Genomic DNA, 14,112 nt, shown 5'->3' on the forward strand with positions numbered 1-14,112 from the left:
GTAGGTTGTAAAAACAACCTAAAATCTCTCTACCCGAAAATGTGAATACTTACTCAAATGAGACCCTGAATAAATTTCAGGGTGACGGTATGCGCTTCCGCTCGTCATGCTGAACTTGTTTCAGCATCTCACTAGTAGCTCACGAACGATTATTATTTTAAATATTAATAATACCTTTACCACTAGAATTTACATTGTACTCTACAATCAATATATAATACTTGGTGGTACCCACCTCAAAGTAGTTTATTATAAGCGCATGAAAAACTTATTTTTATTGTTAGTATTACTTCCTATACTTGTTTTTTCTCAGGAAAATGAACCTGTTGTTTTTGTAGGTTTTATAAATAAAGAACCTGTATTTGATAATTATAAAAAGCATAAACTGTATAATCCTGATGATCTTTTTGAAGATTCTATTTTAGTATATCCTGAAACCTATGCTCTAGTCAAAGTACAAGACAGCACCATAGTATATACCACAAATGACCAAACTATTGTCTCTGTTAATGGCAAAGAAACTACTTACAACTTATATTCTGCATTTATAGCCATTGATTCACTTGGTAGTGTTTACGTTACAGATTATGATGATGCGCTTAAAGTAAAGAAATTGACTTCGGGAAAGATTGTTGATACTGGTATAAAAGGATATGTTGTTTCTATTTTGGATACCGATTTGTACGTAACTAGAGAACATGACCCTAATATAATTCATACCAATGCAGACCTTTTCAAAATTAATCTCGAAACAAAACTAACTACGAAAGTAGCTACAAATATCTCGGGAGAAGATACCATTGTATTTAATTCTGGATTATACATTTATGATACAATTCTTAAAGATGGAACTTTTCAGCCTGCTGTATACGATGTAAAAAAAGATAAATATATAATGCTAGAGCTTTCAGATACTTTTTCCAATAGTTTGGTTTACGACAACTATATAGATAGAAAACTGGTATTTTATAAGAACATAAAGCATCCCAAGACTACTCAATTTAGCACTTACGGAATATCCTATTAAACGTTACTTTTTAGTGAAGTTGTAGAAATAGATGGAAAAACAATAGTTGCTCACTTTTTCATAACTAATTCGATTCAGCATCGCACTAGTAGCTTACAGCCTACTAATCCCTAAAGAGGGAATACTTACTCAAATGAGACCCTGAATAAATTTCAGGGTAACGGTACGCGCTTCCGCTCGTCATGCTGAACTTGATTCAGCATCTCACTAGTAGCTCACGCACTGCTATTATTTTAAATGTATTTAGTTGAAAATGCTAATTATCAGTTAATCCAGAAAACCCCGTCAATTCGAGTGCTTGCACAGCAAGTGTATCGAGAATAGGGAGTTTTCACTGGTATGGCTTGTATACCCCACCGCCACTGGTCTCGATACAATTTTGTTTCGTTTCACTACACAAAACCACTCGACCTGACGGCTTGTTACTTTACCTTAAAAATGTTTTTTTGCAAGATTCGGAAGCTCCTCAAAATCTCCTTGAATCAAAGCTTCTTTTTTAACTCTTGACCATTTTTTTATTTGCTTCTCTTTAGAGATTGCCATGGTTATATCTGAAAACTCACAATAGAAAACCAGTTGTAAAGGTCTTCTCTTAAAAGTATAACAATCTTTAAAATAACCCGATTCGTGCTGAAACAAGCGTTGTTCCAAATTAGCAGTTACACCGGTATAATAGCTTTTATCAGCACATAACAAAATGTAAACATAAGAAACCATAACTAAATGTATAAAAAAACACCTAGCCCCCCCGTCAATTCGAGTGAATTTCGATAGAAATTTGTATCGAAAACAGGGAGTTTTCTTTGGTAAGGATTGCGCTTGCCCCACCGCCTTTGGATCTCGATACAATTTACCTACGGTAAACCACTCGACCTGACGGCTAGGCTTGTTCAAGGTTGCCTCACTCAAATGAGACCCTGAACAAATTTCAGGGTGACGGTACACGCTTCTCCTCGTCATGCTGAACTTGATTCAGCATCGCACTAGTAGCTCATGCGCTTCCTAATCCCAAATAAGGAATGCTTACTCAGATGAGACCCTGAATAAATTTCAGGGTGACAATATGCGGTTATGCTCGTCATGCTGAACTCGATTCAGCATCTCACTAGTAGCTTAAAGCCCCCTAACCCCCGAAGGGGGAATGCTTACTCAGATGAATTATTTAGTTGACGGTTTTTGGAAAACCCCGTCAATTCGAGTGCTTGCACAGCAAGTGTATCAAGAATAGGGAGTTTTCACTGGTATGGCTTGTGTAAAACCCATCGCCTCTGGGTCTCGATACAATTTTGTTTCGTTTCACTACACAAAACCACTCGACCTGACGGCTAGGATTGTTCAAGGTTCACTCACTCAAATGAGACCCTGAATAAATTTCAGGGTGACGATATGCGGTTACTTGCAATTAGTTTTAAAAACTCATATCCTATTTTTATATACATTTGTTATAAACTTTGTCTTATGAAAATGCATAACATACTAATGGTGTTTGTTCTTATGATTAGTAGTTTGTGCTCTGCACAAGAAACTGTTGCTACACCGGTTAGTACACTGGTGAATAAATTAGCCAAAGAAAATATAGTAATGGGAAGCGCTATAGGAGATGGTGGTAGCACACCTACACAATATAAAACCTATACAAAACTTAAAGCCGCAGCTACTCCAAACGAGCTAGTAATGCTCACTAACCATACCAACGGAGTAGTAAGATGCTATGCTTTTTGGGCTTTATACGAAACTAATTATACAGCTATCATTCCACAATTAAAAGCACATTTGAATGATGATGAAATTATTAAAACACAATTTGGCTGTATGATTGAAAGAGAAACGGTAGCTAATTTTATTTTACGTAGAGCAAAAAGTTATATAACGTATGAAGATTGTACGCTACCCAATAACACTAAAGAAGCTATCAAATTGTTACAATTACCGGAGTAACTATTTTCAACTATAACAAACAAAACATTTATACTCCATTATCAAATAAAAAAGCAGTGTTTTCACACTGCTTTCAAAAACTAATATTTTTTAATTGCTATTTTCTTGAACTAGAGAAAATGTTATATCCATAGATTAAAGAAATAGATGAAAATTTTCCATTTAAAGATGGAAATTCACCTAATAATTCTCTACCTCCTTTGTAATTAATTTCTAAACTATGTCTATTGTTAAATCTAACACCTACTCCTAAGCCAACATTTGTACCTGTAGAAGTATTTAATGAATCTCCATTAGCATAATTAAACCCTCCTCCGTAAGTAAGCTCATTTTTTAACGCTAAATCTACAGTAAACACAGCGTTATAGAATAATTGTGTTTTGTCTGATAAAAAAGAATAATAACGTATTCCTACTGGTAATTCTATAGATGCATAGTCCAATTCCATTTCATACTCTGTAACCATGGTGCTACTGCCGTAGTAAGTAATTGTTTGCTCATCTTTGTAAAATTGATATGTTGGCTCTACTATAATGCTCCATTTATTTTTATTAAACGGCAGTACAAACTCAAGTTCTACACCCAAACGCGGACCTATTTTTGATTCAAAATCTACTTCAGGTAAACTATTCTGTCCTTCTCTTTCTGTGCTAAAAGAGCTATACATAGCTCCAGGACGCACATTTAATAAGAAAGTAAACTCAGAAGAATTCTTTTTCTTGTAAGATGTTTTCTTCTTTCCTTTTTCCGTTGCTTCATTACTATTGTTATACAATTCAAAAATTTCAATCAGCTCCTTTTTCTTATAATCGGTACCTTTTATTTTTTTTAAGGTAATCTGACTACTTTTAAGATTTCTGTATAACTGATTTCTAAAAGCATTATTTTGTCTTAAATTCTGACTATCATCTACATATTCTTTAAACACTAATTCTTCAATAGCGCCACTACCTTTGCTGAAGAAAAAAGACTCTGCATTCTTATCTAAAAAATAGTAAAGGGTAGCTTCACCCTCTGTTAATACTTTTAAAAACACTGTTCTATCTACCAAGACAGGCTGACTATTATGATCCATATTTTGTATGGTTCTTGTAGACATATCTATGGTACCTGAATATTTAACATACTTAGATATACCATCAATCCCAAACTCCTTTACGGTATTTATAGATAACTCTTTTTCCTCTCCATTTAAAGTACTTGAAAACACAAATGATTCAGGGTTAAAACGCCAATCGAGATTTTTTATATACCCTGTTACTTTGTCGTTGGTTTCAGTTATATAATAGCCTTTTTCAAATTCAATTTGGGCACATACAGGTAAAGTTGTTAGCAAAACTAACAAAGCGAGTAGTTTTTTCATTTAATTTTTATTATTTATTGGTTGGGAGTAAAAATAGTACTATTACCTACATAAAAAAAGATATTATGCTATTTATGTATTACTAACGTCCCAATTTCAATACAATATGTTTTACTCTTTCTGAACTAATTCCCTCACGGTCTGCTATTACCTCATACTTACAATACACGCACAAATCTGAAGGTAAAGAATGAAACAATTCAAAGATTCTTATATCACGTAACCAATTAGGAGAAACTACTCCTAAATAGGTTAATTCTTTAATAATTTTCACTCGGTGTTTAAGCTTTGTATATAACATATTTACCATTTGTTTTTTGGGCATTCATACCCCGAACTTCTAACTGCTGTACTTAACGGACATTTACAAACACCACAATAATACCCTTGTATATTTCCTATTTGAGCATCGGGTAATATGGCGGCATGCTTACCGTATTTTGCATATTCACAAGTGCTACATATTACCGCTCTTTCTTGGGCTAATGTTAAACCTACAGAACTACTCCCCTGAAAGTAATTGCGCCACCCATCTATAATTGCTTTGATCTCTTTTTGCACGGTTTTTAAATTAAAACAACACAGAACTCTTTAAAATAAAAACCACTAAATATTGGCTCCATTTACTACGCTAGCATACCTATTCTGACTCGTATTGATATCTTCTACCGTTACAACCGGACTTGGTAAACTTTGATTTGCCATAGCTACTTGGTCTCCTATTTTTGAAGCCAAGGTTTCATAATCTATACTAGTTCCTCTACTTACCGCATTGTTCTCTCTAAGTATTTGTCCGCCTGCCGCTAGGTAATTAGATCCACTTGCCAAGGATACTCCACCATGACGTTGATTAATGCTACTCAACAACGGACCCACAGCCGCAGATGCTCTTCTATTCAGTACAAACATTTTTTCTCCTTGCTCTGCTTCAAATGTGGTTCCATCCTCCCCATAAAACTTAGTTCCTCCACTACTATGGCGTTTACCTCCAATATCAAAAACAGCTCCGTGTTCTGCCTTAGTTATTTCATTTATGGCTTGTTTACCAGAGGCTATTGTTTTTGCTACCCCTATACCTGCTTTTACAGTATTAATTGTTACCCAAGGTTGCCCAGCAGTTAAGGGAAACATTGAAGCAGCTTTGGCATTGGCTTCCATCGTATTACTTACAATACTTGCTATAGAAGATGCTTTCTCCGCCACTACTCCTGCAATAGCCGCTGCCTTACCCACTTTAGATTCCTTCCCCAACAAATCTGATATTTGACCGAATACTGAGGTAGCCATTTCAAGCTTTGCCTTGCGTACTTCTGCTTCAATATCTTTACGTTGTTTGGCATATTTGTCATTAATCAAGGTTACATCAGCACCCACTTTTTCAGCGGCAGCAACTTCTACTAAGCGTTGCTGCTCTAAATCATCTAACCGTGCTTGTAAATTTAGGTTATACATTTCCCCTTGTAATACACGCTCATTCTCTAGGTCTATGGCTTCTTTCTCCTTTCTGCCTTCCTCACGCTGTTGTTCTGCTGCTTCTTTATTTAATCGGTTTTCTTCATCTATAGCATCTATAGCCGCATTATACTCTTGTTGGGTTAGTTCTCCCTCCTTTAAACGTAACGCTTGAAAATCTCTTTCCTTTTGCGCTAAATCGTCAAAACGTTGCTGCTCCTGTGCTAATAATTCATCGGAATAAATTTTATTACTGGTTAATTTAGATTGATGTGTTTCTTTAAACTTTTCTAGCTCTGCTTCCGCTCGCTCTATTGTTAAGTCGGCATGCTTTTGGTTATAAGCATTTTTAAGTTCTAACTTTTCAGCTTCTAACCTATCTACAGACCAGTTTTCCTTTTGTCCCATTTGCTGTATAAGTTCTAAACGCTTTTCTAGTACCTGTTTTTCATAATCAATAGTTTCATCTACTGTCTTGCGTTTTGCTCCTTCTTTGGCAATGAAAAGTTGTAAAGCGTCTTCGTTAGCTTTTATTTCTGCATCTAATTGTTTGCTCAGTTGTTCTTCTTTATCTAATTTTATTTCGGCCAATACTTGTTGCCTATCTTGCTCTAACCCCAACAACTGATCTCCTAGCACTAACTCTTGCGCTTTTAACTGATTTAATTCTCCCTGCGCAGTTCTATTATCTCCATTTAATTGATTCTCTAGCTCTTTTTTTTCGATTTTAACAGCTAATAATGATTTCTCTTCCATCACCAGTTCTTTAGAAAGCTGATAGGCATTTTCAGCAGCTGCCTTTCTTGCTGCTTCCGTAGCATTAATATCATTAGCAATACGTTGCTGTTCTGCTAACTTCTTATTAATCTGTGCCTTTTTTAGAATTAAGGCATTTTCACTATTCTCAATATCTGTACTTAACTTGAGAATCTTCTCTTGAGCTTTGCTGGCATCATCAATCATGGTTGCATACCCCTTTAATCCCTCCACAAGGGCTTTATTTCGTTGCACAGTTCGCTTCATAGCATCGTTAATTTCTTCTTGCCTCGCCTTCATCTCTGCCTGTATTTTAGTTACCTCTTCTTGGTCGCCCGTAAGCTTATTCCACCCCAAACGCATGAGGTCTACTCCATTTAAAAACGTGTTTTTTAGAATAATGAAATGATCCTTAAACTGACCAAAGGCACCTTGAGCAATATCTGTAATATGCGAAGCCAAATCTTGTATCACCAATACCATACCCTTAAGAGCGCCTTGTAAAGGAGCCATTACTTTACTTAAAGCATCTGTAAATTTTTCTGAGGTTGAAAGTGCAGCAACTAATAATCCTAAGGCCACTACTAAAGCCCCTACTCCTGTAGATATAAAAGCCGCTCTAAGTACTTTCATTCCTTTGGCTGTTCCATTGGTGGCGCTCACGACTTCCCATTGTTTTTTTATATATTTTATTAATTTATCAGTACTCAATTTAATGGTAGTATTGAATCCTGGTATAATTTGTAAATCTTTAAAAAAGCTATCTTGTAAAGTACTCTTGACACTAATTACCGATTTTAAAGCCTCTAAAAATCCTTTATTCTTCTTTTTAGCCTTATCAACCTTAACAGCCATAGCTTCATAAGAGGTAGCTACTTTAGTTATGGCTTGTTCTTGGGTTTTAAAGCTTGCCGAAGTTTTACCAACTTCAGCCCCTTGTGTTTTTACCGAATTGGTATATACGGTTACTTGTTTACTCAGAGCTACAAACCTATCTTCTTCTAATGTTAAGGCTTTCTGCAGTTCTTTACATGTTGCTATCTGTTTTTTGTACAACTTTTCTAAATCTGCTAATTCCGATTGTGTTTTCTTAAACTGTTTGCTATTAGCTTCCCCTCTGTTTTTTAATTCTTCTAAAGCGTTTTTATAAGCAATAATATATTGACTGCTACTTTGCAATTCTTTACCCAAAGCAGCTACTTCTTCCCGTAAACTTACCATTTGCAGTTCGGCAGTTTTTGCCTTAGCAGTAAGTTTATCAATATCTATATCTAAGGAAATTAATTTTACCTGTTCCATAACTATGTAGTACTAACTGTAAATGCGAAAACCTCTATGCGAAGATCTTGATGATTTGAATCGAGCTCTTTTAGACCTATATGTAGTTTGTTAGCGGTTTCAAGAAAAATAATAGGGCTACAAATGTCATTACTATTGTTCATTGTGGCATCTGTATAATCTTGGGTATGTATTTGCACCATAAATTTCCGATTACTATCAGTAAGGTTTAAATCTATCTCTACCCTACCATCTTTAGAGGTAGAACTTCCTATTCTATGGTACGTAGCTCCTGTAACAATACCACTACCGCCAGAATAGGCCGGTATATCAAACGAAGTTTCACTATTCGTAATATTAAAAAAACCTGTTGAACCCCATTTTGGAGGTATGTTAGCCGAAGCCGCGAACATTTGTGCTAATGTTGTAGTATTATTGTATTGTTGATTTTCGAGTGTATCGTCTAATAAATTAAAATAAGAGTCTTTAAAGTCTACCAATACCTCGCGTACCATGGCTGCTAAAATCTCTTTATTGTTGTTATCAAAAATATTATTGTTTATATGGGCTTGTATGCCATCTCTAGTTTCTACTGACATGATAATTACGTGTTACCTAAAAGAAATCTAAATACTAAAGTCGTCACCAAAGTCATCACTAAACTGGCGTAACCGTTCTCTGCTACGCACCTGTATAAGCTCTACTTTAGTAAACCCATCACCAGAATAATTGCTAATTTTATTAATGTAAAACAAACTCCCTAGTTGTTTTAAATACACTAGTTTAAAAAAGTCTAACATGTGAATATCAGCACTGTTTAACAATAACTCTACCACATACTTTTTACCATAACTAAGCATATTCGCAAAAGCCGCATACTTTTCTGGAAGTATAAAATTCCAATCAAGCTCATCAAAAGTAGCATACGGTATTTGGGTGGTAATGGAATAATAATTCTCCGCCCCCGCTTGTTTATACAACAATGTACCTTGCTTCTTTTTAATTCTCACCAAATAAGGCTTCGACTTTATTTTCTTAACACTTTTCAATGTGCCATCGTCTTCAAGTTCTTTCTCATATACCGTACACTTCCGTAATCGAACCCCGTTCATTACTTTAGACGAACTTTCAGAGGCATTATATATACGTTTAATGAGCACTTTTTCGGTATCTAAAGTAGCATCATGTACTGGTAATGTGGCATCGGCAAAACTTACATTGGAATTAGCATATTGGTATGAAAAAATATTCTTTTGTGCGTATCCGCCTATTCGGGTATCTAAAGAATTTATACTGTGTAGCTTGTCCGACCAATCTTTGTAAATAGCATTTGCGGTAAGGGTATAACCGCTATAATAAGCATTGGGCGATAACAATTCTTCTATAGCTATAAACTCATAGGTTTGTCCGCTTCTTCTACACAACAACCCAAAATGCCACATGATATCTTTTAAAAAATCTTTCTGACTAATACTTTGAAAATAAGAACCAAAGTTGACTGCTATATCTGTGTTATCTGTAAAAAAGTTAAGGTTTACATTGTAGCCGTAGTACAGTTCTTTTTCTTTAGCTACTGCTACAATTTTAATAAATAGCTCATCTCCCTGTTGTAAATACAATCGCTCTGAAAAACCTATTGTTGCGGTAGCATCTGTTACATCAGCTATTACGGTGCATATATTAATACCATTTTGCTCTACGTACATAGCCATGCCATCAGTATGGGTATTGTAAAGCATTCCGTCTATTTCAATTTTATAAAAACCATCTTGCTGAATACGTATTCTAGAACGGTTGTATTGTTCTGAATTGGTATACTGATGCAAACCTTGCACATCTGTACCTGTAGTAAATTGCAAATACTTGCTTACCTCCCCTTCAGGATATTGGACTAAGGCTAGATAACCAAAAAATGTAGGCATATAAACGCCAAAATCTTCTACCGAATCTACCCTATATAAGTTCAAAATGTGCTGTGCATCTCCATCTAAATCATTTGAAAAACCTTCATCTAAGGTAATAGCCAACTGTTGCCATTCTTCTGTAATAAACGGATTAAAAGGATTGTTATTTTCAGGTACTCTACCTTTATACTCATATTGAAATCCGGCTTCCTGAAAAATCTTATCCCATAAGCTCTTTATAAAAACAGCGGGTACTGTGTAGTTCCATTCTACTATACCGTTATCTAACTTTCCATAATCTGCCATCGGGTAGATGTATCCGCTAGTACGCTGAAAAGAATCTAAAAACGTACTTTGTGTAAGCGTATGGTTATACATGGATAAGTTAAGATCCGCCAATTTTTTATCAGCAACGGTATCAAATAAATCCACCACATCACTATACACATACAAACTATATGCATCGGTAGTTTCTTTTAAATACCCTAACCCATTTTGTATGGTAGGTATTCCGTTTCGGCACACACTCACCTTGTGCAATTGGTACGGCGTTAATGAGGTAATACCCGGAATACTATGTCCGCTAAAAATCGTAGTATTTCTAGCTGTTTTAGGTAATTTAAACGTATTGGTATAACTGGTTTGTCGGTCACTAATTTCAAAAAAATCGTTGATCTGTTTGGTTTCTGAAATTTTGGTAGCATCGTCTACATCCAGCTTTTGCTCGTTAAAAAATACTTCTACCTGCATATGTTTGGGCATATTGCATAGGCAACTCAATAACCGGCCTGAACTCTACTTTTTGCAATCGGGTATTATTGACAGCATAGGAACCTGATTTTACATTTACCTCTTTCCAATCGGTAAGTGCAAAAGGTTGCATCGGTTCTTGATGATAATAATATACTTTAGGAGCAGCAAACAATTCTGACACCAATAACTTTTCTTCTTTATTCAGAAATCCGGAACTTAATTTCAGCGAGCGTTCCGTCTCCTTTCCTCTCGATAATTGCCCGCTTTGGGCTTCTTCCAAATTAAAAAAGTCATTATTAATGGTATCTAAATCACTTGTTTTTAACGACTCCTCATAGTACTTATGAAAACGCCAGTACGACCATCCGCCTGAAGCGTTCAACCATTTTAGATAAACACCACAATCCGTTTCTCTTTTCGTAATAAAAAGAGAACTGCTATGGGTAGTATCAACAGTAATGGTTATTTCATTTAAACCTACAAATAGCGGCATTTGTGCTTCAAAACCTTGCCCTGTTTCCCCATTCGAAAGAAACAAGCGGTTAACGCCTTTTAATATATTAACGCTTACCGTGGTACCCGTAGCTACATGCGTTAATTGCACTGTCCGTACACTATTAGAATATAGTGCCACATCCATGGGCAATCCTTCAAAATAAGTTACCTGCTTGGTGCTACTATCTGATGGAACCAATACCCGAAGTAAATTATTCTGAGTAAACAGAGGTAGCAATTGTTGTGCTACTGCTTTCACAAAAGAAAATGTTTGGGTAAACGTTTCTACCTGTCCGTCATACAGTATTACCTCTAAGATTACTTCTTGCTCCAGATACAAATTAGCATCTGGGTACAAAAAGGTACTTGGTACTGGAACAGAAACGGTATCGGCAAATGCATTCTGATTAAATAAGAGCGTTATTACATCTTTCAAATTGATATAAAATACACCTTGATTGGGTGTAAGCTCAAACGTAAATGTTCCTACCTTAACTAAGGCTCTTGCTGCCATTGCGGTATCGGAACCAAATTCTATTATTGCATTATTATATGCTGGCAACAAGGTTCCTTCTGGTTGTTTATAGATGATTACGGCCATCTTGTATTTGTTTTTTAGAAATATGAAGTCCCTAGAATTCTTACTCATATGAGCCCCTGAATCAAGTTCAGGATGACGTGCTTTCCCTTTTCGTCATGTTGAAATTGATTAACTACGTTGAATCTGCGATTTCAACATCGCACTGGTAGCTCACGTACTGGTTGACTTTACAGATAACAAACAATAGCGTATCATTCTCACTCTGATGAGACCCTGAATCGAGTTCAGGGTGACGTACTTTACCTTTTCGTCATGTTGAACTCGATTCAACATCACACTAGTAGCTCACGTACTGGTTAACTTTACAGATAACAAACAATAGCGTATCATTCTCACTCTGATGAGCCCCTGAATCAACTTCAGGGTGACGTGCTTTACCTTCTCGTCATGTTGAACTTGATTAACTACGTTGAATCTGCGATTTCAACATCACACTAGTAGCTCACGTACTGGTTGACTTTTCAGGCAACAAACAACAGTGCATCATACGCACTCATATGAGCCCCTGAATCAAGTTCAGGGTGACGTACTTTACCTTTTCGTCATGTTGAACTTGATTAACTACGCTGAATCTGCGATTTCAACATCGCATTAGTAGCTCACGTACTGGTTGACTTTACAGATAACAAACAATAGCGTATCATTCTCACTCTGATGAGACCCTGAATCAAGTTCAGGGTGACGTACTTTACCTTTTCGTCATGTTGAACTCGATTCAACATCACACTAGTAGCTCACGTACTGGTTGACTTTTCAGGCAACAAACAATAGCGTATCATTCTCACTCTGATGAGCCCCTGAATCAACTTCAGGGTGACGTGCTTTACCTTCTCGTCATGTTGAAATTGATTAACTACGTTGAATCTGCGATTTCAACATCGCACTGGTAGCTCACGTACTGGTTGACTTTTCAGGCAACAAACAATAGCGTATCATTCTCACTCTGATGAGACCCTGAATCGAGTTCAGGGTGACGTGTGGAGCATCTTCGATTTCGGTTAGTAGCGTCCTGTAACGGCGCCCTTCATCCTGTATTGTAATTGTTTTTTATAATACACTTCTAACTCTCCTAAAAGTTCATACACATCTGTTGCTAAAAAATCATTTACCACGTTAGTTATCAATCGTCCTGAATTGTATTGATTCGGAACTTTAATACCTTCTCTCGCTATTTTATTGGCAATAGCAAAAGCCGTTTGTCGTTTATCCCGTAACATACTTGGTGGTAATCCTTTTTTGTTTTCTAACCACCGCATAATACTTGGTATAGATGGTCTTTTACCAGCACCTCTTCCATTATCAATTACCTTCCCGTAAATAGCATGCTTTATGATAAAACCAGTTTCCGCAACCTCTGGTAGTAAACTTTTTCCATAATCTCCTGTAGCAATAATATTATTGGCTACATACACTTCTTGTAACTGGTCTATAAATCGTTGCGCATATTTATGGTATAATGCCTGTATAGTGCTATCCATTGTATTCCACAGTTATATGCACTTCTACACAATCTAGATTTGCATCTAAGTAATTCTCTCGCCACCCTTCAATGCTATAGTTATTCAATTTTAAGTCGCTACAATTACCAAAATCACGCTGTTCAATACTCTTGGCTACCAACTTTAAAGGCTTTATATAAGCATCGTACTTATAATTAAAATCAGGATCCATTATTTTACTTTTCACAGCTAAAAGAAATACCGCCGTGTATGTTTCCTTTTCTGGTCCAAAATTACTGTACGAAGTAGCCTCCTTCTCTGAGAATAACAGCATATGAACCCTTTTATCTGCAAAAGTCTTATCGGCATCATCTGCAACATCTAACAAATTTTGCCAATGTTCATCACCTACTTGAAAGCTCATGCCTCGGGCATTAGCTATTTCTTTTAGTTTTTCTACTAACATACTCCAGATACCTTTTATGTATATCTTGTTTTACTTTTTCCATATACAGCTTTCTAAAAATTACTGCATATGGCTTTAGAAGTATTGCATCGTATTTTAAAATATCACCCCCAGCAAGCATGTCTAAACTGTTGGCATAGCCAAACTGTTCCAACTCCTCTACTCCTGCATTTTTTTGTTCTATAGAAGGTTCATCGCCTAAACATTCTTTTTCTACCTTGTTTATCTCTAGTAACTGATCGGTAACCCATTGGTAACACGCAAAACAATTGAACAACTCCATGTGATTTAGCTCCTTTTCGGTAATACCATACACCAAAGTAAACACCGTTTCTAAATCCATATTTTCTACAGCTGTTCTTAACTGTACAATGGTTTCGTATGACAATTGCCAAAAATCTTGCTGTAGAGGTACCTTTGTAGCACGCTTTACCCTTGCATTTTTGTTACTTTTTAAACCACTGGTAATTACAGTCTCTACAAAAGTTTTTACGTCGGTTGGTAATAAATGATACTCTGAAACCTTAGGAATATTAGTAAATATATTAGCAACGGTAAACGGCTGTTTACGTTGTAATTTTTTTAGTACGTCTTTTAGTAAAGACATGATAATGATTTTTAAAACTTGAAATATGAGGTT

The 14,112-nt window shown here is 35.9% G+C and carries 13 protein-coding genes; 2 read left to right on the forward strand and 11 right to left on the reverse strand.

Annotated elements, in window-relative coordinates; genetic code table 11:
• Positions 1-259 precede the first annotated feature (259 nt).
• Positions 260-1,027 carry a hypothetical protein gene (locus Y10_RS00650; RefSeq protein ID WP_281763425.1) on the forward strand — a complete coding sequence of 256 codons (768 nt, stop codon included), beginning with the start codon at positions 260-262 and terminating at the stop codon, positions 1,025-1,027.
• Between the two features lie 432 nt (positions 1,028-1,459).
• Here the strand turns inward: Y10_RS00650 and Y10_RS16925 are convergent, their stop codons facing one another.
• Complete coding sequence (locus Y10_RS16925) at positions 1,460-1,987, reverse strand: GIY-YIG nuclease family protein (RefSeq protein ID WP_309297812.1); 528 nt, start codon at positions 1,985-1,987, stop codon at positions 1,460-1,462.
• Between the two features lie 498 nt (positions 1,988-2,485).
• Here Y10_RS16925 and Y10_RS00660 point away from each other — a divergent pair, with 498 nt between their 5' ends.
• Positions 2,486-2,965 carry a HEAT repeat domain-containing protein gene (locus tag Y10_RS00660; RefSeq protein WP_281763426.1) on the forward strand — a complete coding sequence of 160 codons (480 nt, stop codon included), beginning with the start codon at positions 2,486-2,488 and terminating at the stop codon, positions 2,963-2,965.
• A 97-nt stretch (positions 2,966-3,062) separates the two neighbouring features.
• Here the strand turns inward: Y10_RS00660 and Y10_RS00665 are convergent, their stop codons facing one another.
• The 10 genes from Y10_RS00665 to Y10_RS00710 all read right to left on the reverse strand — a co-directional run bounded on the left by Y10_RS00665 (position 3,063) and on the right by Y10_RS00710 (position 14,079).
• On the reverse strand, positions 3,063-4,328 hold the full coding sequence (locus tag Y10_RS00665; protein WP_281763427.1) for a porin family protein: 1,266 nt from the start codon (positions 4,326-4,328) through the stop codon (positions 3,063-3,065).
• An 82-nt stretch (positions 4,329-4,410) separates the two neighbouring features.
• Positions 4,411-4,602: a hypothetical protein gene (locus tag Y10_RS00670; RefSeq protein WP_281763428.1), complete on the reverse strand. Its 192-nt coding sequence runs from the start codon at positions 4,600-4,602 to the stop codon at positions 4,411-4,413.
• A gap of 29 nt (positions 4,603-4,631) precedes the next feature.
• The gene (locus Y10_RS00675) at positions 4,632-4,889 is read right to left on the reverse strand and encodes a hypothetical protein (protein WP_281763429.1); all 258 of its coding nucleotides are present in this window, start codon (positions 4,887-4,889) and stop codon (positions 4,632-4,634) included.
• A gap of 45 nt (positions 4,890-4,934) precedes the next feature.
• Entirely contained in the window at positions 4,935-7,835 is a 2,901-nt protein-coding gene (locus Y10_RS00680; RefSeq protein WP_281763430.1) for a hypothetical protein, read from the reverse strand.
• A gap of 2 nt (positions 7,836-7,837) precedes the next feature.
• A complete protein-coding gene (locus tag Y10_RS00685) occupies positions 7,838-8,413 on the reverse strand; it encodes a hypothetical protein (protein ID WP_281763431.1) in 576 nt (191 codons plus the stop codon).
• Between the two features lie 27 nt (positions 8,414-8,440).
• Positions 8,441-10,468 (reverse strand): hypothetical protein, encoded by a 2,028-nt coding sequence (locus tag Y10_RS00690; RefSeq protein ID WP_281763432.1) that lies wholly within the window; start codon positions 10,466-10,468, stop codon positions 8,441-8,443.
• Positions 10,446-11,567, reverse strand: coding sequence for a hypothetical protein (locus tag Y10_RS00695; RefSeq protein ID WP_281763433.1), 1,122 nt, complete (start codon positions 11,565-11,567; stop codon positions 10,446-10,448). The genes Y10_RS00690 and Y10_RS00695 overlap by 23 nt, the downstream gene beginning before the upstream one ends.
• Positions 11,568-12,565: 998 nt before the next feature.
• A complete protein-coding gene (locus Y10_RS00700; RefSeq protein ID WP_281763434.1) occupies positions 12,566-13,045 on the reverse strand; it encodes a hypothetical protein in 480 nt (159 codons plus the stop codon).
• A complete protein-coding gene (locus Y10_RS00705; RefSeq protein WP_281763435.1) occupies positions 13,038-13,472 on the reverse strand; it encodes a hypothetical protein in 435 nt (144 codons plus the stop codon). Before Y10_RS00705 ends, Y10_RS00700 begins: the two co-directional genes overlap by 8 nt.
• Complete coding sequence (locus tag Y10_RS00710; RefSeq protein ID WP_281763436.1) at positions 13,441-14,079, reverse strand: hypothetical protein; 639 nt, start codon at positions 14,077-14,079, stop codon at positions 13,441-13,443. Before Y10_RS00710 ends, Y10_RS00705 begins: the two co-directional genes overlap by 32 nt.
• Between the last annotated feature and the right edge of the window lie 33 nt (positions 14,080-14,112).

Source organism: Neptunitalea lumnitzerae (assembly GCF_027924185.1).
Taxonomy (GTDB): Bacteria; Bacteroidota; Bacteroidia; order Flavobacteriales; family Flavobacteriaceae; genus Neptunitalea; species Neptunitalea lumnitzerae.